At 71.4% G+C, this 19332-nt stretch carries 16 protein-coding genes; 14 read left to right on the top strand and 2 right to left on the bottom strand.

The features are described from left to right. Positions 1–85 precede the first annotated feature (85 nt). From ACSJD1_RS06870 to ACSJD1_RS06815, 12 genes are all read left to right on the top strand, one after another. Positions 86–1447, top strand: a complete 1362-nt coding sequence (locus ACSJD1_RS06870) for an APC family permease (RefSeq protein WP_438854578.1) — start codon at positions 86–88, stop codon at positions 1445–1447. Between the two features lie 117 nt (positions 1448–1564). Continuing rightward, positions 1565–2395: an aldo/keto reductase gene (locus ACSJD1_RS06865; RefSeq protein ID WP_438854577.1), complete on the top strand. Its 831-nt coding sequence runs from the start codon at positions 1565–1567 to the stop codon at positions 2393–2395. Positions 2396–2501: 106 nt separating this feature from the next. Beyond that, positions 2502–3950 (top strand): MFS transporter, encoded by a 1449-nt coding sequence (locus tag ACSJD1_RS06860; RefSeq protein ID WP_438854576.1) that lies wholly within the window; start codon positions 2502–2504, stop codon positions 3948–3950. A 132-nt stretch (positions 3951–4082) separates the two neighbouring features. Further along, on the top strand, positions 4083–5135 hold the full coding sequence (locus ACSJD1_RS06855) for a LacI family DNA-binding transcriptional regulator (protein WP_438854575.1): 1053 nt from the start codon (positions 4083–4085) through the stop codon (positions 5133–5135). A gap of 267 nt (positions 5136–5402) precedes the next feature. After that, entirely contained in the window at positions 5403–5555 is a 153-nt protein-coding gene (locus tag ACSJD1_RS06850) for a hypothetical protein (protein ID WP_438854574.1), read from the top strand. Next, complete coding sequence (locus ACSJD1_RS06845) at positions 5552–6316, top strand: L-ribulose-5-phosphate 4-epimerase (protein ID WP_438854573.1); 765 nt, start codon at positions 5552–5554, stop codon at positions 6314–6316. Before ACSJD1_RS06850 ends, ACSJD1_RS06845 begins: the two co-directional genes overlap by 4 nt. A gap of 169 nt (positions 6317–6485) precedes the next feature. Further along, positions 6486–7559, top strand: a complete 1074-nt coding sequence (gene chvE, locus ACSJD1_RS06840; RefSeq protein ID WP_438854644.1) for a multiple monosaccharide ABC transporter substrate-binding protein — start codon at positions 6486–6488, stop codon at positions 7557–7559. Between the two features lie 132 nt (positions 7560–7691). Beyond that, positions 7692–9221 (top strand): multiple monosaccharide ABC transporter ATP-binding protein, encoded by a 1530-nt coding sequence (mmsA, locus tag ACSJD1_RS06835; RefSeq protein WP_438854572.1) that lies wholly within the window; start codon positions 7692–7694, stop codon positions 9219–9221. A gap of 32 nt (positions 9222–9253) precedes the next feature. Further along, the gene (gene mmsB / locus ACSJD1_RS06830; RefSeq protein WP_438854571.1) at positions 9254–10498 is read left to right on the top strand and encodes a multiple monosaccharide ABC transporter permease; all 1245 of its coding nucleotides are present in this window, start codon (positions 9254–9256) and stop codon (positions 10496–10498) included. Between the two features lie 310 nt (positions 10499–10808). Continuing rightward, a complete protein-coding gene (locus ACSJD1_RS06825; protein WP_438854570.1) occupies positions 10809–12416 on the top strand; it encodes a xylulokinase in 1608 nt (535 codons plus the stop codon). A 152-nt stretch (positions 12417–12568) separates the two neighbouring features. Continuing rightward, on the top strand, positions 12569–14092 hold the full coding sequence (gene araA / locus ACSJD1_RS06820; protein ID WP_438854569.1) for an L-arabinose isomerase: 1524 nt from the start codon (positions 12569–12571) through the stop codon (positions 14090–14092). 11 nt (positions 14093–14103) lie between these two features. Further along, the gene (locus ACSJD1_RS06815; protein ID WP_438854568.1) at positions 14104–15270 is read left to right on the top strand and encodes a LacI family DNA-binding transcriptional regulator; all 1167 of its coding nucleotides are present in this window, start codon (positions 14104–14106) and stop codon (positions 15268–15270) included. Between the two features lie 290 nt (positions 15271–15560). Here ACSJD1_RS06815 and ACSJD1_RS06810 read toward each other — a convergent pair whose 3' ends face one another. Next, complete coding sequence (locus ACSJD1_RS06810; RefSeq protein ID WP_438854567.1) at positions 15561–15941, bottom strand: glyoxalase superfamily protein; 381 nt, start codon at positions 15939–15941, stop codon at positions 15561–15563. 255 nt (positions 15942–16196) lie between these two features. Between ACSJD1_RS06810 and ACSJD1_RS06805 the strand changes: the two genes are divergently transcribed. Beyond that, a complete protein-coding gene (locus ACSJD1_RS06805; RefSeq protein WP_438854566.1) occupies positions 16197–16784 on the top strand; it encodes an HhH-GPD-type base excision DNA repair protein in 588 nt (195 codons plus the stop codon). Positions 16785–16838: 54 nt separating this feature from the next. On the opposite strand, the gene ACSJD1_RS06800 is transcribed toward ACSJD1_RS06805, so the two are convergent. Next, the gene (locus ACSJD1_RS06800) at positions 16839–17792 is read right to left on the bottom strand and encodes an NAD-dependent epimerase/dehydratase family protein (protein ID WP_438854565.1); all 954 of its coding nucleotides are present in this window, start codon (positions 17790–17792) and stop codon (positions 16839–16841) included. A gap of 484 nt (positions 17793–18276) precedes the next feature. Between ACSJD1_RS06800 and ACSJD1_RS06795 the strand changes: the two genes are divergently transcribed. After that, entirely contained in the window at positions 18277–19260 is a 984-nt protein-coding gene (locus tag ACSJD1_RS06795; protein WP_438854564.1) for an ABC transporter substrate-binding protein, read from the top strand. The last annotated feature ends 72 nt before the right edge of the window (positions 19261–19332 follow it).

The following is a 19332-nucleotide window of genomic DNA, read 5'->3' as shown; positions in this document are numbered from 1 at the left end:
CACGCGCCACGACGCTGGCAGGAAATCGACGAACGATGTCGTCCCTGCCAGCGCACGCGTCGGTGGCATCCGGCACGATGATCTGGTGAGCACGAGAACCCTGGATGTCGCGCCCCCGGTCGGCGCCGCTGCAGCGCACCGCGGCCGGCTGGGCCTGGTCCAGGGCACGGCCCTCTACGTCGCGAGCGTGCTCGGCACGGGCATCCTGGTGCTGCCGGGGCTCGCCGCCCAGGCCGCCGGCCCGGCCTCGATCCTCGCCGTCGCTGCCGTGCTCGTGCTCTCGGTCCCGCTCGCCGGCACGTTCGCCGCGCTCGCGTCGCGCTTCCCCGACCCGGGCGGCGTGGCCAGCTACGTGCGCCGCGCGCTCGGGCCGACCGCGGCCCGCATGACCGGGTACTGGTTCTTCTTCGGCGTCTGCGTCGGCGCACCCGTCGTCGCGATCCTCGGCGGCGAATACGTCGTGGCGGTCCTCGGCGTCGACCGCGCGGCCGTGCCGGTCATCGGCTTCGCGGTCTTCCTGCCGCCGCTCATCGCCAACTGGTTCGGCGTGCGCGTCGCGGGCTGGGTGCAGTTCGTGCTCACCGGCCTGCTCCTCGCGGTCGTCGTCGGAGTCGTCGCGGTCACCTTCCCCGCGGCGGAGCCGGGCAACTTCACCCCGTTCCTCCCGAACGGCTGGGCCGGCGTCGGCGTGGCCGTCAGCCTCTTCGTCTGGGCGTTCGCGGGCTGGGAGGTCGGCACGCACATCGCGGGCGAGTTCCGCGACCCGCGTCGCACCATCCCGGTGGCGACCGGCATCGCGATCGGGCTCGTCGGCCTCGGCTACCTCGCACTGCAGTTCGTCACGGTCGCCGTCCTCGGCGATCGCGCGGGTGCGAGCCAGGTGCCGCTGCTCGACCTCGTCGAGACGACGGCGCCCGGCATCGGGTCGGTGCTGGTCGCGATCGTGGCGGCGATCGTCACGGTCGGCGTGCTGAACGCCTACCTGCCGGCGTTCGGCAAGCTCGGGGCCGCGCTCGGCCGCGACGGCGACCTGCCGCGGTACTTCGCGAAGGGCGCGGAGGACGGCGCGGTGCCGCGCCGCGCGCTCGCCCTCACCGCCGGGCTCATCGTCGTCTACTTCGTGCTGATGCTCTGGAACGAGCTCGACCTGACGGGCTTCATCCTCATCCACACGAGCAACATGGTGGCGATCTACGCCGCCGGCATGCTCGCCGCGACGCTCATCCTCCGCCGGTTCTCGCTCGGCTGGTGGCTGGCGATCGTCGCGACGGTGCTCACGGCCGGCCTGCTCGTGCTGGCGTGGCAGAACCTCGTCATGCCGATCGTGCTGGCCGCGGCATCCGTCGTCGTCACCATCGTGCGCCGGGTCCGGGAGCGGCGCGGGCGGCCCGCCGGAGCGGAGGTCGCGGCCTCCGTCGTCGCCGCCGACGCGGAACTCGTGCCGTAGCAGCGAGGCCCGATCGCCGCCGCTGGCAGGGGTCGGCGCATTCGTTCGCCTGCGAATCGGTGCGGATGCCGCAGGTCGGCTGGCATGTGCGACCCGTCCCGGGGGAGGATGGTGCGCATGACCGCCCACGCGTATGCGCTCGCCGACGGCAACACGATCCCCGCGATCGGCCTGGGCACGTACGGGTTGAACGACCAATCGGGCGTCGACGCGATCGTCTCGGCGATCCACGACGGCTACCGCCTCATCGACACGGCGTACAACTACGGCAACGAAGAGGTCGTGGCCGAGGCGATCCGCCGCGCCGACGTCGATCGCAGCGACCTGTTCGTCACGACGAAGCTGCCCGGCCGCCACCACGGCGTCGACGAGACGCTCGCGAGCTTCGAGCAGTCGCGCAAGCGCCTCGACCTCGACTGGGTCGACCTCTACCTCATCCACTGGCCGAATCCGAAGCGCGACCGCTACGTCGACAGCTGGCGCTCGATGATCAAGCTGAAGGAGCGCGGCGTCGTCCGCTCGATCGGCGTCTCGAACTTCACCCCGTCGATGCTCGACCGCCTGTTCGCCGAGACCGGGCTGATGCCGGTGGTCAATCAGGTCGAGCTGCACCCGTACTTCCCGCAGGCCGAGTTGCGCGCGTACCACGCGGAGCACTCCATCCGCACCGAGAGCTGGAGCCCGCTCGCCAAGCGGACCGAACTGCTCGCGGAGCCCGTCATCGTCGAGATCGCAGAGCGCCGCGGCGCGACGCCGGCACAGGTCGTGCTCGCCTGGCACCTCGCGCTCGGCGCCGTGCCGATCCCCAAGTCGGCGGATGCCGCGCGCCGGCGCGAGAACCTTGACGTGTTCGACCTCGAGCTCGAGGCGAGCGAGGTCGACGCGATCTCGGGCCTCGAGCGCGGGCGCATCTGGGGCGCCGACCCCGACACGCACGAGGAGCTGTAGCGCAGCCGCTCCCCGCGCGCGCGGTCGCCGATGATGGCGGCCTCGTGCCGAACGACGACCGGTTCGGGTGCGTCGGATGCCGGTGGGCGGACGTAGGCTCGATCAGGTGACCGACCGCTCCACCCCCGTGCCATCCGGCGAGGCCGTCTCCGCCGGAGGCGTGTTCGCGAAGTCGTGGCGCTGGCTCTCGCTCGGCATGTTCGCGCTGATCTTCCTCGCCGCGTTCGAGGTGCTCGCGGTGACGACGGCCATGCCGATCATCGCAGCCGACCTCGACGGCGAGGGGCTGTACGCGCTGGCGTTCTCGGTGCCGCTCGCGGCCGGCGTCGTCGGCATGGTCGTCGCCGGCAACTGGAGCGACCGATCGGGACCGCTGCCGCCGCTGCTCGCCGCCGGCGGGCTGTTCGTGGTCGGCCTCGTGGTCGCCGGGCTCGCACCGAACATGACCGTGCTCGTGCTCGGCCGGCTCGTCCACGGCATCGGCGGCGCGGCCGTCATCGTGCCGTTGTACGTGATCGTCGCGCGTGTCTACCCCGCGTCGGTGCGCTCCCGCGTGTTCGCGGGCTTCGCTGCGGCGTGGGTCATCCCGTCGATCGTCGGGCCGACGGTCGCCGGCTACGTGGCCGAGCACCTGAGCTGGCGCTGGGTGTTCCTCGGCGTGATCGCGGTCGTGCTGCCCGCTGCGCTGATGATGCTCGCGCCGCTGCTCCGGGTGCTCGACCGCGTGCAGGGCGACCCCGAGGTCCGGTGGAGCGGCCGGCGCGTCGGCTGGTCGGTCCTCGCGGCCGCCGCCGCGCTCGGGATCAGCCTCGCGGCCGGGTTCGACGAGCCGTGGCGCTGGGTCATCGCGGTGTGCTCCGTCGCGCTCGCGGTGCTCGCCGTGCGGCCGCTGCTTCCCGTCGGCACGCTCCGGGCCGTCCGCGGCATCCCCGCGACCGTGCTGATGCGGGCCATCGTGGCCGGTGCGTTCTTCGGCGCCGAGATCTACCTCCCCAAGATGCTCATCGAGCGGTACGACCTGCCCGCCGGCCTCGCCGGCGCGGTGCTCACGGGCGCCGGGCTCTCGTGGGCCGCGGCGTCGTGGCTGCAGGGGCGGCTCGACGCGAGGCTGTCGAACACCGAGGTCGTGCGCATCGGGGCCGTGACGCTCGCCGTCGCCCTCGCGGGCGTGCTCGTGATCGCGCTGTTCTCGCTGCCGCCGGCGACCGCGTTCATCGCCTGGACGGTGGCCGGCGCCGCGATGGGCTTCATGTACCCGAGGTTCTCGGTCGCCGTGCTCGAGCAGTCGCCGCAGTCGGTGCAGGGCTTCAACAGTGCGGCCCTGACGATCGGCGAGTCGCTGGGCGGCGCCGTGGCGCTCGCGGTCACGGCGCTCGTCGCGAGCGTGGCCGCCGCTGGGGCGTTCGCGCCCGAGTTCGCCGTGACCGCCGCGATCGCCGTCGTCGGCGTGCTGCTCGCGTCGCGCGTGCGACCGCCGGACGGCTGGCGATCGGGTGCGCAGGGCGCCTCGACGCGGGCGGGCGAGTCGGCGGCCGCACCGACGTCGGGGGAGTAGAGGCCGCGGGCGGCATGCGGCTGCTCGCGAGCACCCGCGCGGGTTCGGAGTTCATGTGACGGTCACATTGTGACGGTCACATTCCGTGCGGGGATGTGCATAATGGTGTCGCCGGCATGTGTGACCGTGAACATGCCGAGATCGATCGAGGTCACCGTGCCAGAGCCGTCGCAGGAGCCGCCCAAGGGCCGCGCCCCGAGCATCCGCGATGTCGCGCGGGTCGCCGGCGTCTCGCACCAGACGGTCTCGCGCGTGCTGAACCGACACCCGAGCATCCGCCCCGAGACCAAGCAGCGCGTGCTCGACGTCATGGCCGAGTTGCAGTACACCCCGAACCGGGCGGCGCGGGCGCTCGTGACGAGCCGGTCGCGCACGATCGGGATCCTCTCGGCGTCGAGCACGCACTACGGGCCGGCGTCGAGCATCGCCGCGATCGAGGCCGCGGCGCGCGCCGCCGGATACTGGGTGAGCACGGCCAACATCGAGTCCTCCGACGCCGTGTCGATCGCCGATGGGCTGGCGCACCTGCGCGCCCAGGGCATCGAGGGCCTCGTGGTCATCGCCCCGCAGGTGCGCGTGTTCGACACGCTCGAGCAGCTCTCCATCGACGTGCCCTACGTGACGCTCCAGTCGACGGGGCGCGACCCCGCGCACACGCTCTCGGTGGACCAGATCGCGGGCGCACGCCTGGCCACGCGGCACCTGATCGAGCGCGGCCATCGGTCGATCTACCACCTCGCGGGGCCCCAGGACTGGATCGAGGCCGAGGCGCGCATGCGCGGATTCCTCGACGAGATGGGCGCTCAGGACGTGCCGACCACCGCGCCGATCCTCGGCGACTGGACCGCCGACTTCGGCTTCCACGCAGGCCGGGAACTGCTCACGGTGCGCGACTTCACGGCGATCTTCGCCTCGAACGACCAGATGGCGCTCGGGGTCATGCACGCGGTGCGCGACGCAGGCCTCGAGATCCCGCGCGACATCTCGATCATCGGGTTCGACGACATCCCCGAGGCGTCGCACTTCTGGCCGCCGCTCACGACAGTGCGGCAGGACTTCGCCGAGCTCGGGCGGCGCTGCGTCGCCCTGCTCCTCGGCGACCTCGACGATGCCGCGCCCGAGTACCGGGGCACGATCGTGCCCGAGCTCATCGTGCGCGACTCGGTGGGCGCGCCCGCGTTCTGAGCGCCGCGACGAGGGCGCGGCGGGGGCGCGCGGCGATGGCCCCGGGCCAGGGTCCCTGGCGCGGGCGACGACCGCCGCGCGCGGAGACGGCGGTCGCACCCGCACGAGGCCCGTTACCGTTCCGTGACCTCGCTCGGTTGACAGGATCGCGAAACGTGTGGCTAACATGAGTCTCGCGATGTGAACGGTCACATGGAGCGTCACATCGCCGGACGTTCCACCACCGCCCCTCGAGGGCGGGCGCAGCACACGACGAAGGAGTCCCGCGTGATCGACACGACCGCCCCCGGCCGGCCCACCAGCCCGGCAGCTCCCCGGCGCGGCGTCGTCTCCAGCGGGACCCCCGGCATCGGCACCGGAACGATCGCCGCCCGCGCCGCGGCATCCGTCGCCCAGACCGCAGCGGCGGTCGCCGCATGACGACGTTCGGACCGCAGATCGAGGTCGCCATCGCCCGCACGCGTGCGGACGTCGCCCGCCTGCACGGCGAGCTGACCCGGTACGGGCTCGTCGTCTGGACCGGCGGGAACGTCTCGGGCCGGGTGCCCGGCGCGGACCTCTTCGTGATCAAGCCCTCGGGCGTGAGCTACGACGACCTGGCGCCCGAGAACATGATCGTCTGCGACCTCGACGGGAACGTCATCCCCGGCACGCCGGGCGCGGACCGGGCGCCGTCGAGCGACACCGCGGCCCACGCGTACGTCTACCGGAACATGCCCGAGGTCGGCGGCGTCGTGCACACGCACTCGACGTACGCGGTCGCCTGGGCGGCGCGCGGCGAGGAGATCCCGTGCGTGATCACCGCGATGGCCGACGAGTTCGGCGGGCCGATCCCGATCGGCCCGTTCGCGATCATCGGCGACGACTCGATCGGCCGCGGCATCGTCGAGACGCTCCGCGGCCACCGCTCGCGTGCGGTGCTGATGCAGAACCACGGCCCGTTCACGATCGGCGCGAACGCGAAGGACGCGGTCAAGGCCGCGGTCATGGTCGAGGACGTCGCCCGAACGGTGCACCTCGCCCGCGAGGCGGGCCCGTTGATCCCGATCCCGCAGGAGTCGATCGACCGGTTGTACGACCGGTACCAGAACGTCTACGGCCAGGCCACCGACGCGCGTCGGGATGCCGCGGGCGGGAAGGCGGCGGCCGGCGCGAGCCGGTCGAAGGCGAAACGCAACTGAAGAGCTTGCGGCATCCGAGGTCACGACGGATGCCGCTGGGAGCCGGTCGTCATGGACGAGGCCGGGTCCGAAACGTCACCAAGACGACGACGTCCATGACCACACAGTGAAAGGACACACCGTGAACACCACGAAGAAGGTGCTCCTCGCCACCCTGGCGGCCGGTTCGATGCTCGCGCTCGCCGCGTGCTCGGGCGGCAGCGGCGGCGGCGGCGGAGAAGGCGACGGCGGCCTCATCGGCGTCGCGATGCCCACCAAGAGCTCGGAGCGCTGGATCCAGGACGGCGACGCCGTCAAGGAGCAGCTCGAGGAGCAGGGCTTCAAGGTCGACCTCCAGTACGCCGAGGACGACATCCCCACCCAGGTCTCGCAGGTCGAGAACATGATCACCAAGGGCGCGGAGGCCCTGATCATCGCCGCGATCGACGGCACGACCCTGTCGGAGGTCCTCCAGACCGCCGCAGACTCCGACATCCCCGTCATCGCCTACGACCGCCTCATCCGCGACTCGGAGAACGTCGACTACTACGCGTCGTTCGACAACTACGTCGTGGGTGTGCAGCAGGCCACCTCGCTCCTCGCGGGCCTGGGTCTCACCGACCTCGAGGGCGCCGAGGCCGCCGACGCGCCCGCGGGTCCGTTCAACATCGAGCTGTTCGCCGGATCGCCCGACGACAACAACGCCACGTTCTTCTGGAACGGCGCGATCGACACCCTGCAGCCGTACATCGACGAGGGCACGCTCGTCGTGAAGTCGGGTCAGACCGACTTCGAGCAGGCCGCCATCCTCCGCTGGGACGGCGAGGTCGCGCAGAGCCGCATGGAGGACATCCTCGTCTCGACGTACTCCGACGGCTCGAAGGTCAACGCGGTGCTCTCGCCGTACGACGGCCTCTCGCGCGGCATCATCTCGGCCCTCACCGACGCCGGCTACTCGGTCGGCGACGAGTGGCCGGTCATCTCGGGCCAGGACGCCGAGCTCGACTCGGTCAAGGCGATCAACGCAGGCGAGCAGTACTCGACCATCTTCAAGGACACCCGCAACCTCGCGGCCGTGGCCGTGGACATGGCGACCGCCCTGCTGAACGGCGAGGAGCCCGAGGTCAACAACACCGAGGACTACGACAACGGCGTGAAGGTCGTGCCCTCGTACCTGCTCGAGTCGCAGATCGTCGTGAAGGACAACATCACCGAGGTCCTGGTCGACTCCGGCTACTGGACCGAAGAGGAGATCAACGGCTGAACCAGCCGCTGATCCTCAACGGATGAACCACCGCGTGTCGGGACCTGTGACGGGAGTACTCTCGCCTCAGGTCCCGGCCGCGGCATCCGCCACTCGGCCGGCCCCACACCGGCAATGGAGCAGGAGCAAGGGATGACCAACCACATTCTCGAGATGCGCGGCATCACGAAGACCTTCCCCGGCGTCAAGGCGCTCGCGAACGTCAACCTCGGTGTGGAACGCGGCGAGGTGCACGCGATCTGCGGCGAGAACGGCGCCGGCAAGTCCACGCTCATGAAGGTGCTGTCGGGCGTCTACCCGCACGGCACCTACGACGGCGCCATCGTCTTCGAGGGCGAGGAGGTCGAGTTCAAGGACCTCACCGACTCCGAGGCCAAGGGCATCGTGATCATCCACCAGGAGCTCGCCCTCAGCCCCTACCTCTCGATCGCCGAGAACATCTTCCTCAACAACGAGCAGAAGGGCGCCGGCGGTCTCATCGACTGGAACAAGACGAACTTCGAGGCGTCGAAGCTGCTCGCCCGGGTGGGACTCAACGAGAACCCGACCACGAAGATCCGCGAGATCGGCGTCGGCAAGCAGCAGCTCGTCGAGATCGCGAAGGCGCTCTCGAAGCGGGTGAAGCTCCTGATCCTCGACGAGCCGACCGCGGCGCTCAACGACGAGGACTCCGACCACCTGCTCGACCTGATCCTGCACCTCAAGGGCCAGGGGATCACGTCGATCATCATCAGCCACAAGCTGAACGAGATCAAGAAGGTCGCCGACACCGTCACGGTCATCCGCGACGGCAAGACGATCGAGACGATCGCCAAGCAGGACGTCACCGAGGACCGCATCATCAAGGACATGGTCGGTCGCGACCTCGAGCACCGGTACCCCGACCACACGCCGAACCTCGGCGAGGAGCTGCTCCGCGTCGAGGACTGGACGGCGCACCACCCGCAGGACACCTCGCGCGTCATGGTCGACAACGTCAACCTCCACGTCCGCGCGGGGGAGATCGTCGGCATCGCGGGGCTCATGGGCGCCGGGCGCACCGAGTTCGCGATGAGCCTGTTCGGCCAGTCGTACGGCTCGCGGATCTCGGGCAAGGTCTTCCTCCGCGGCGAGGAGATCAAGACGCGCACGGTCGCCGAGGCGATCGAGAACGGCATCGCGTACGCGACCGAGGATCGCAAGACCTACGGCCTGAACCTCATCGAGGACATCAAGCGGAACATCTCGATGGCGTCGCTGAAGAAGCTCGAGAAGTACGGCCTCGTGCACGACAACGAGGAGTACGCGGTCGCCAACGAGTACCGCACGTCGATGAACATCAAGGCGCCGAGCGTCCTGGTGAAGACCGGGAAGCTCTCGGGCGGCAACCAGCAGAAGGTCGTGCTGTCGAAGTGGATCTACTCCGACCCCGACGTGCTGATCCTCGACGAGCCGACCCGCGGCATCGACGTCGGCGCGAAGTACGAGATCTACACGATCATCAACCGCTTGGCCGCTGCCGGGAAGGGGATCATCGTCATCTCGTCGGAGCTGCCCGAACTGCTCGGCATCTGCGATCGCGTGTACGCCCTCTCGGAGGGCCGCATCACGGGGGAGCTCCCCGTCGAGGAGGCCACGCCCGAGTCGATGCTCAAGCTCATGACCATGGAAAAGCCCCGCTAGCCCGCGGCTGACGGATCACCCCAGGAGACATCATGTCGAATCCGAATCCCCCGACCATCGAGGAAACCCACGCGGCGGGCAGCAACATCAACCCGGTGCAGAACAAGTTCACCGATCGGCTGACCCATGTCCTCAGCGACCTGGGCCGCAACGGCATCTTCATCGCGCTCGTCGCGGTGGTCGTGCTGTTCGCGTTCCTGACCGACGGCATCCTGCTGCGGCCGCAGAACATCTCGAACCTCGTCGTCCAGAACGGGTACATCCTCGTCCTCGCGATCGGCATGGTGATGGTCATCATCGCCGGCCACATCGACCTGTCGGTCGGTTCGGTCGCCGCGTTCGTGGGGGCCTGCTCGGGCGTGTTCGCCGTCCAATGGGGGCTGCCGTGGTGGCTGGCCGTCATCCTCTCGCTCGGCATCGGCGCGCTCGTCGGCGTCTGGCAGGGCTTCTGGATCGCGTACGTCGGCATCCCGGCGTTCATCGTGACCCTCGCGGGCATGCTCATCTTCCGCGGCCTGGCCCTCGTCGTGCTCGGCAACGCGAACATCGGCTCCTTCCCGACCGAGTACCGCGCGCTCGGCAACGGCTTCCTCTCGAACGTGTTCGGCGAGTTCGAACTCGACCCGCTGACGCTCGGGGTCGGCGCCCTCGCGATCGTGATCCTCGTCGTGCAGCAGGTGCGCACCCGCCGGGGTCGTGTGAAGTACGGGCAGGACGTGGAGCCCATGGCGTGGTTCATCACGAAGCTCGTGCTGATCTCGGCCGCGATCGGGTTCTTCGCCTACGCGCTCGCCTCGTACAAGGGCATCCCCATCACGCTGATCATCCTCGGCGTGCTCGTGCTGGTGTACAGCGTGGTGATGAACCGCACCGTGTTCGGCCGCCACATCTACGCGATCGGCGGCAACCGCCACGCGGCCGAGCTGTCGGGCATCAAGACCCGCCGGGTCGACTTCTGGCTGTTCGTGAACATGGGCTTCCTGGCGGCGCTCGCCGGCCTCATCTTCACCGCCCGCCTGAACCTCGCGGGCCCGAAGGCCGGCGACGGCTTCGAGCTCGAGGCGATCTCGGCCGCGTTCATCGGCGGCGCGGCCGTGCAGGGCGGCGTCGGAACGATCGGCGGCGCGATCATCGGTGGTCTGATCATCGGCGTCCTGAACAACGGCATGTCGATCATGGGCATCGGCATCGAGTGGCAGCAGGCCGTGAAGGGCCTCGTGCTGCTGCTCGCGGTGGCGTTCGACGTGTACAACAAGCGTCGATCGGGCGGGAGCTGACCCGCAGTACGTCCTCCTGAGACGGCGAGGGGCGGATGCCACGCGGCATCCGCCCCTCGTCGTGTCTCCTGCGGGGATCCGGGGCCGCGCGCCCGGCCCCGCGCGCCCCGCGCGCCCGGCCCCCGGCCCCGCCCGCTCGGGAGGAAGAATCGCCCGCGGAGCGGCGTGTCGTACCCGAAGGCACGGCGGGTCGGCAGGTTCTTCCTCCCGAACGTCGCCGGCGGGGATGTGAGGGGCTTGGGTCACGCTTTCGTTAGCGCTAACATTGGACATTGTTAGCGCTAACGAACCCCAGTGGAGACGCACGACGATGAGCGAGACCATGACCACGGATGCCGCGCGCAGCGCGATCCTCGACGGGCGCACGTCGCTCGGCATCGAGTTCGGTTCGACCCGCATCAAGGCCTGCCTGATCGGCCCCGACCCGACCGACGTGCTCGCGGTCGGCAGCCACGAGTGGGAGAACGAGTTCGTCGACCGCCGCTGGACCTACTCGCTCGACTCGGTCTGGTCGGGGCTGCGGGCCGCGTACGCCGATCTCGTCGCCGACGTGCGGCGCCGATACGACGTCGTACCCGAGACCTTCGGCGCGATCGGCGTCTCGGCGATGATGCACGGCTACCTCGCGTTCGACGCCGAGGGCGAGCTGCTCGTGCCCTTCCGCACCTGGCGGAACACCTCGACCGGGCCGGCGGCCGCGGAGCTCAGCGAGCGGTTCGGCGTGAACATCCCGCTGCGGTGGTCGATCGCGCACCTGCACCAGGCGGTGCTCGACGGCGAAGCGCACGTGCCCGCGATCGCGAGCGTCACGACGCTCGCCGGGTACGTGCACCGCGCGCTCACGGGCCGCGACGTGCTCGGCGTCGGCGACGCATCCGGCATGTTCCCGATCGACTCCGCGACGGGCGACTACGACGCCACGCTCATCGCCGCGTACGACGAGCTCGTCGCCGACCGAGCGCCCGGGCTGAAGGTCGCAGCGCTCCTCCCCGAGGTGCTCCCCGCCGGTCGCGGCGCGGGCGAGCTCACCGCCGAGGGTGCGGCGCTCCTCGACCCGACGGGCGCGCTCCGCGCCGGCATCCCGTTCTGCCCGCCCGAGGGCGACGCCGGTACGGGCATGGTCGCCACCAACGCGGTCGCGCCGCGGACCGGGAACGTCAGCGCCGGCACGAGCATCTTCGCGATGGTCGTGCTGGAGCATCCGCTCGCGAACGCCCACGACGAGCTCGACCTCGTGACGACGCCCGCGGGCGACCCCGTCGCGATGGTGCACTGCAACAACGGCGCGAGCGAGCTCGCGGCGTGGGCCGGTGTCTTCGGGCGGTTCGCGGAGGCCGCGGGCGTCGAGCTCGACGGCGATGCCGTGTTCGGCACGCTGTTCGGCGAGGCGCTCGAGGGCGAGGCCGACGCCGGCGGCCTCCTGGCCTACAACCAGCTGGCAGGCGAGCCCATCGCCGGGCTCGAGGAGGGGCGGCCCATGGTCGTCCGCACGCCCGACAGCCGGCTCACGCTCGCGAACCTCATGCGCGCCCACATCTACGGCGTCTACGGCACGCTCGCCCTCGGCATGCGCGTGCTGCACGACGAGGGCGTCGGGCTCGACCGCATGTTCGCGCACGGCGGCATCTTCCGCACCGCGGGCGTCGCGCAGCGCTTCCTCGCGGGAGCGCTCGACGCGCCGGTCGCGGTCGGCGAGACCGCGTCGGAGGGCGGCGCATGGGGGATCGCGGTGCTCGCCGCCTACCTCGCCCACGCCGCCGAGGCCGACCTCGGAACGTACCTCGACGAGCGCGTCTTCGCGGGCGCCGCGATCGACGTCGCCGAGCCCGACCCGACGGATGTCGCCGGCTTCGCCGCCTACCTCGACCGCTACGCTGCGGGCCTCGCCGCAGAGGCGGCGGCCGTGGCGGCGCTCTGACCTCGCGTCGCGCACACGACCATCCCGCCCAGTTCGCCGACCACGACCCGATCCTCGCCCACGACGGCGGGCCGACCCGAGACCACGGCCCCGAGGCATCCGCCCGCCGGCCGCTCAGACACCGAAACCGGAACCACACGAAGGACACGCACATGACCCGCACTCCGCTCACCACCTCGCTCGACGGCTACGAGGTCTGGTTCCTCACCGGCAGCCAGCACCTGTACGGTCCCGAGACGCTCGCCCAGGTCGCCGACCAGTCGCGCACGATCGCCGAGGCGCTCGATGCGGCATCCGACGTGCCGGTCAAGGTCGTGTGGATGCCGGTGCTCACCGACTCGGCCGCGATCAAGCAGGTCGCCCTCGAGGCGAACGCCGCGCCGAACGTGATCGGCGTCGTCGCCTGGATGCACACGTTCAGCCCCGCGAAGATGTGGATCGCCGGACTCGACGCGCTGCAGAAGCCGCTCGCGCACCTGCACACGCAGGCGAACGTCGAGCTGCCCTACGCCGACATCGACTTCGACTTCATGAACCTCAACCAGGCCGCGCACGGCGACCGCGAGTTCGGATACATCCAGACCCGGCTCGGCGTGCCGCGCAAGACGATCGTCGGGCACGCGTCCGACCCGCGCGTGCAGCGCGAGCTCGGCACCTGGCAGCGTGCGGCGGCCGGCCTCGCGGCATCCCGCGACCTGAAGCTTGCCCGCTTCGGCGACAACATGCGCTACGTCGCGGTGACCGAGGGCGACAAGACCGAGGCCGAGCTGCGGTTCGGCGTGCAGGTGAACACGTGGGGCGTGAACGAGCTCGCGGACGCCGTGCACGCGGCATCCGACGCCGAGATCGACGAGCTCGTCGCGCTCTACGAGGACGAGTACGACGTCGTGCCCGAGCTGCGGAAGGGCGGCGACCGGCACGAGTCGCTCCGCTACGGCGCGGCGGTCGAGATCGGGCTGCGCTCGTTCCTCGAGGAGGGCGGCTTCGGCGCGTTCACGACCTCGTTCGAGGACCTCGGAGCGCTGCGCCAGCTGCCCGGGCTCGCCGTGCAGCGGCTGCAGGCCGAGGGCTACGGCTTCGGCGCCGAGGGCGACTGGAAGACCGCGATCCTCGTGCGCGTGGCGAACGTCATGGGCGCGGGCCTGCCCGGCGGCGCGACCCTCATGGAGGACTACACCTACGACATGACGCCCGGCGATGAGCTGATCCTCGGTGCGCACATGCTCGAGGTCGCGCCGTCGATCACGACGGCGAAGCCGTCGCTCGAGATCCACCCGCTCGGCATCGGCGGCAAGGAGGACCCGGTGCGCCTGGTCTTCACGGCCGACCCGGGCCCCGCCGTCGTCGTCGCGATGAGCGACATGCGCGACCGGTTCCGCCTCACCGCGAACGTCGTCGAGAACGTCGCGCCGCGCGAGCCGCTGCCCAAGCTGCCCGTCGGGCGCGCGATCTGGAAGCCCGCCCCCGACTTCCAGACGTCGGCCGCCGCGTGGCTCACCGCCGGTGCCGCGCACCACACGGTCATGTCGACCGCGGTCGGCGTCGACGTGTTCCGCGACTTCGCCGAGATGGCCGGCGTGGAGCTGCTGGTCATCGACGAGTCCACCGACCTGCGCGGGTTCCAGCGCGAAGTACGGTGGAACCAGGCCTACTACCGACTGGCGCAGGGGCTCTGAGGGAGGACCCCATGAGCGGTGCGGATGCCTCGGCGCGGGTCGGCGACGACCCGGCCGAGGCGTCCACGGCGGGTGTGCGGGTCGGGGCGGATGCGTCGGGCTCGCCGGTCGGACGGGATGCCTCGCGCGCGCCGGCCACGACGGCGACGTCCGGCGCGGCATCCGCCCCCGAGTCGGCCGGCGTGCCGACCATGTTCGACGTCGCCCGTCACGCGGGCGTCTCGCACCAGACCGTCTCGCGCGTGCTGAACGACCTGCCGGGCGTCGCCGCGGCGACGCGGGAGCGCGTGCGCGAATCGATCGCCGCGCTGAACTACACGCCGTCGCCGACGGCCCGCGCCATGGCGCAGCGGCGTTCGGGCTCGATCGGGCTGATCCTGGCCGGACGCCCCGACTACGGACCCTCGAGCGCCGCGCTCGGGTTCAACGAGGCGGCCCGCGAAGCGGGGTACGCGGTGAGCCAGGCGAGCATGCGCACGCTCGCGGCCGACGTGCTCACGCAGGCCGTGCACCGGCTCGTACTGCAGCGCGTCGAGGCGATCGTGCTCATCTCGGGCGAGCGCGAGGGCGTCGATGTGCTGCGCGGCATCGACGCGGGCGTGCCCGTCGTGGCCGTGGCATCCGAGGTCGAACCCGGCATGCACCGCGTCTCGTTCGACCAGGCCGCCGCCGCCCGGCTCGCGACCGAGCACCTCATCGGGCTCGGGCATCGCCGCATCGCCCACGTCGCCGGCCCCGCCGACTCGATGGACGCCGCCGAGCGCCGCCGCGGCTTCGCCACCGCGCTCGAGGCCCACGGGCTCGAGGTCCGCGAGCCGATCGCGGGCGACTGGCTCGCGGCATCCGGTCACGCGGCAGGCCGCCGCCTGCTCGACGAGGGCTGGGCGACCGCCGTGTTCGTCGGCAACGACCAGATGTCGCTCGGCCTGCTGCACGCGTGCCACGAGGCGGGCGTCGCGGTGCCGGGCGAGCTCAGCGTCGTGGGCTTCGACGACATCCCCGAGGCCGCGTTCTTCACCCCGCCGCTGACGACCGTTCGACAGGACTTCGACTCGCTCGGACGCGACATCATGGCGACCGTCGCCGACGTGCTGCGCGACGAGGCGGCGGCGCCCGACCGCACCTCGCGTGTGCCCGAGCTCGTCGTGCGCGCGAGCACCGCGGCGCCGCGCGGCTGAGCGGCCCGGGCCGTCCCGATGCCGCTCACCTTCGCGCCCGGTCGGGCGAATTCGCAGCATGAGTCGCGGGATGAGGTCGGATGAGAGGGCATGAGCCGCCTCATCCTGCGGACGGCGCGGAGGCCCGCTGACGCGAGTTCGCAGGATGAGCCGACTGATGGGGTCGTATGGGAGGCATGAGCCGTCTCACCCTGCGAATCGTGCGACGGATGCCTCGACCGGGCCTCGGTCGCGGGGCCGGATCGGGCGCGCCCGGCCGCCGCCGGCCCGGCCGGGTGGCCTCCGTCGCCTCAGCCGGCCGAGTAGTCGGGCAGCTGCTGCAGCGTCCAGCGGTTGCCGTCCGGGTCGGCGAGCGTGATGAAGCGGCCCCAGGCCTGCTCGTCGACGCCCTCGCACTCGACGCCCTTCGCGCGCAGGTCGGCGAGCACGGCGTCGGCGTCGGGGATGACGACCTGGATCACGTCGAGCGTTCCGGGCTCGAGCGTGCCGCCGAGGCCCTCGCCGAAGGCGATCGAGCACGCCGAGCCCGGCGGGGTGAGCTGCACGAAGCGCAGGTCGTCGTTCACGCGCTGGTCGTGGTCGGCGTTGAAGCCGAGCTTCTCGACGTAGAAGGCCTTGGCCCGGTCGACGTCGGTGACGGGAACGTGGATGAGCTCGATCTTCCAGTCCATGGTGGTCCTCCTGTTCGGGCCGGGCGACGGATGTCCCGGCTGGGCTGACTCGTCCAGCATCGCGCGCCATGCGGACAGTTCCTGTCCGGAATTCGGGCAGATCTCGACCGGGTCGCGTGCGAGTCGTCGGAGTTCCCTGGCGGCGCGCCGCGCCGGCCCGGCGTGTCGCACGATCGCTCCTTCGACGCGCACGCACACGAACGCGCGCAGCTCGGAGCGCGCCGACCGCCGCGCGACGCGCGCCCCGGTGGGAGGATGGACCCCATGACCACGCTCAACATCACCGGGGATGCCGCTGCCGACGAACTGCTGGGCAGCGACGCGTTCGCCCTGCTCACGGGCATGCTGCTCGACCAGCAGGTCGCGATGGAGACGGCGTTCGCGGGCCCGGCCAAGATCCGCGACCGGGTCGGCACGATCGAGCCGACCGAGATCGCGTCGGTCGACCCCGAGCGGTTCGTCGAGGCGTTCAAGCAGCCGCCGGCCGTGCACCGGTACCCGGGCTCGATGGCGGGCCGGGTGCAGTCGCTCGCCGCGGCCGTGCGCGACGAGTGGGGCGGCGACGCCGCCGCCATCTGGACGCAGGGCGACCCCGACGGCGCCGAGGTGCTCAAGCGGCTGAAGGCGCTGCCCGGGTTCGGCGAGCAGAAGGCCAGGATCTTCCTCGCGCTCCTCGGCAAGCAGTGCGGGCTCGAGGCGAGCGGATGGCGCGAGGCCGCCGGGCACTACGGCGACGAGGGGTCGTTCGCCTCGGTGGCCGACATCGTCGACCCGGAGTCGCTCGCGAAGGTCCGCGCCACGAAGCAGGCCGCGAAGGCGGCGGCGAAGGCCGCGAAACAGTAGCGCCCGCCACCGCGCCTGGCGACCGCCGTCGCCGAGGCCGCGCAGGCCCCCGCGTCAGCGCCCCGCGGCCGCCCGGTCAAGCCACGCCCGCGCGGTCGCGTCGAGCAGGGCCGACCAGTCGGTCGGCTCGAGGCCGAACGCGTCGGTCGTCTCCGCGGCATCCACGACGAACGGCTGCTCGAACTGGTAGAGCACGCCGCTCACCTCCCGCAGCACCGGCACGACGAGGCCCATCGCAGAGAGCGCCCACTGCGGCATCCGTCGCAGCGTCGGTGCACCGGTGCCCGCGCGCTCGCCGAGGGCGGTGAGCACCTCGCGGACGCTCGCGGGCGGGTTGGACGGCACGATCCAGGGGCGGCCCCACGCGCGCTCGTCGCGCCCGAGCACGTCGAGCGTCGCCGCGATGTCGTCGACCGCCGTCCAGGAGTGCGGGGCGTCGGGGTCGCCGAACACGGTCGCCGACCTGCCGGCGAGCGTCGCCGCGGCGTACCGGGGCAGCAGCCCGTTGGCGGTCGGCGCGGTCGGCCCGAGGTAGTCGGACGCTCGCGCCTCGGTGACGCGCACGCGCCCGGCGCGATGCGCGGCGAGCGCGTCCTCCCACATCCGGGCGCGCAGCGCGCCCTTGTGATCGGACGGTCGCAGCGGCGTGCCCTGCCGCATGGGTCCGTCGACCGGCCCGTACCCGTACAGGTTGCCCATGATCACGAGCACGGCGCCGGATGCCTCGGCCGCGTGCAGGATCGAGGCGGCGAGCGGCGGCCACACGCGTTCCCACTGCGGGTAGGCGCCGGGGTTGGCGCAGTTGACGACGACTCGGGCACCGGCGGCGGCCTCCGCGAGCCGGGGGCGGTCGGCGGCGTCGAGCGCGACGAGTTCGACGAGCGGATGCCGCGGCCCGCGGCCCGAGCGCGTGACGACGCGCACCCGCTCGCCGGACTCGGCGGCGCGGAGGGCGAGCGCGGTGCCGACCGGACCTGCGCCGACGATGAGGTGTTCGGGTTCGCTCATGGCCAGCATCCTGCACCCGAGCTGTGTCGTGCAGGTGAACGCGAGCGGCCGGCGGGCGACGCGACGGACGCAGCATCCTGCCCGCGCGCTGTGTCCGTGCAGGTGGACGCGAGCGGCCGGCGGGCGTCGTGACGACGCAGCATCCTGCACCGGCCGGTGTCGCCCGGGCGGTGCCGCCGTGCCGGCGGGCGCCCGACATCGCGGTTGTGCACGTGTGAAATGAGCGATCACAACCGGTCGATGAGGCGGGTTGTCGCGCACGAATCGGCGACGAGCAGGTCCGACGGATTCATCCACTGATCTGGGAATAGCACCGACACGAAGATCGCCCCGCATCCGCGAGGCATCCATTTCCCAGAACACACTTGTGAGCGCTCACTTGTGAGCGCTAACATTCCAACGCGGCCCGAATGAACCGGCCGCCCGGCGCACCGAGACTCCGCAGCAGCCCAGACGCCGGCAGTGAACAAGGAGGTTCCAGCTGATGAAGAAGCTCATCGGCATCGCCGCCGCCACCGGCGCGATGCTCCTCGCCCTCACCGGATGCGCCAGCGGCGGCAGCGCCGCCAGCGACGGCCCGAAGCCGCTCGACGAACTCGTGGTCGGGTTCGCCCAGGTCGGCGCCGAGTCCGGGTGGCGCACCGCCAACACCAAGGACATCCAGGCCGCGTTCGAGGAGGCGGGCATCGAGCTCAAGTTCTCCGACGCGCAGCAGAAGCAGGAGAACCAGATCAAGGCGATCCGCTCGTACATCCAGCAGCAGGTCGACGTCATCGCGTTCTCGCCCGTCGTGGAGACCGGTTGGGACGCCGTGCTGAACGAGGCCAAGGCCGCCGGCATCCCCGTCGTGCTCACCGACCGCGCGGTCGACTCGCAGGACGACTCGCTCTACGTGAGCTTCCTCGGGTCCGACTTCGTGAAGGAGGGCGAGAAGGCCGGCCAGTGGGTGCTCGACGAGTACGCCGACACCACCGAGCCGGTGAAGATCATCCAGCTCGAGGGCACGACGGGCGCCGCGCCGGCGATCGACCGCGCCGAGGGCTTCGCCGACGTCATCTCGGCCAACCCGAACCTCGAGGTCGTCGCCAGCCAGACCGGCGACTTCACCCGCGCGGGCGGCAAGCAGGTGACCGAGGCGCTGCTGAAGTCGAACCCCGACGTCGACCTCATCTACGCGCACAACGACGACATGGGCCTCGGCGCGATCGAGGCGATCGAGGCGGCCGGCCTGGAGCCGGGCGTCGACATCAAGATCGTCACCGTCGACGCGGTGCACGACGGCATGCAGGCCCTCGCCGACGGCAAGATCAACTTCATCGTCGAGTGCTCGCCGCTGCTCGGCAAGCAGCTGATCGACATCGTGAAGCAGATCAACGACGGTGAGACGCCTGAGAAGCGCATCATCACCGAGGAGACCACCTTCACCCAGGACGAGGCGATCGCCGCCCTGCCCGACCGCCAGTACTGACCCCGGTCCGGGGGGGGGGGGGGGCGGCGGGGGGCGGGGGGGCCCGGGGGGGGGGGGGGCGGGCGGCGGCGC

Source organism: Agromyces excoecariae, from assembly GCF_051715505.1.
GTDB lineage: Bacteria > Actinomycetota > Actinomycetes > Actinomycetales > Microbacteriaceae > Agromyces.
The sequence above is the reverse complement of the archived record's forward strand: the minus strand, read 5'-3'. Positions and strand labels throughout refer to the sequence as shown.

Bases quoted from the DNA above. Each gene is read 5' to 3' on its own strand.
- mmsA (WP_438854572.1), top strand. From the start codon at position 7,692: ATGACCAACCACATTCTCGAGATGCGCGGCATCACGAAGACCTTCCCC.
- ACSJD1_RS06845 (WP_438854573.1), top strand. From the start codon at position 5,552: ATGACGACGTTCGGACCGCAGATCGAGGTCGCCATCGCCCGCACGCGT.
- mmsB (WP_438854571.1), top strand. From the start codon at position 9,254: ATGTCGAATCCGAATCCCCCGACCATCGAGGAAACCCACGCGGCGGGC.
- ACSJD1_RS06805 (WP_438854566.1), top strand. From the start codon at position 16,197: ATGGACCCCATGACCACGCTCAACATCACCGGGGATGCCGCTGCCGAC.
- ACSJD1_RS06865 (WP_438854577.1), top strand. From the start codon at position 1,565: ATGACCGCCCACGCGTATGCGCTCGCCGACGGCAACACGATCCCCGCG.
- araA (WP_438854569.1), top strand. From the start codon at position 12,569: ATGACCCGCACTCCGCTCACCACCTCGCTCGACGGCTACGAGGTCTGG.
- ACSJD1_RS06795 (WP_438854564.1), top strand. From the start codon at position 18,277: ATGAAGAAGCTCATCGGCATCGCCGCCGCCACCGGCGCGATGCTCCTC.
- ACSJD1_RS06800 (WP_438854565.1), bottom strand. From the start codon at position 17,792: ATGAGCGAACCCGAACACCTCATCGTCGGCGCAGGTCCGGTCGGCACC.
- ACSJD1_RS06815 (WP_438854568.1), top strand. From the start codon at position 14,104: ATGAGCGGTGCGGATGCCTCGGCGCGGGTCGGCGACGACCCGGCCGAG.
- ACSJD1_RS06855 (WP_438854575.1), top strand. From the start codon at position 4,083: ATGCCGAGATCGATCGAGGTCACCGTGCCAGAGCCGTCGCAGGAGCCG.
- ACSJD1_RS06825 (WP_438854570.1), top strand. From the start codon at position 10,809: ATGAGCGAGACCATGACCACGGATGCCGCGCGCAGCGCGATCCTCGAC.
- chvE (WP_438854644.1), top strand. From the start codon at position 6,486: ATGCTCGCGCTCGCCGCGTGCTCGGGCGGCAGCGGCGGCGGCGGCGGA.
- ACSJD1_RS06810 (WP_438854567.1), bottom strand. From the start codon at position 15,941: ATGGACTGGAAGATCGAGCTCATCCACGTTCCCGTCACCGACGTCGAC.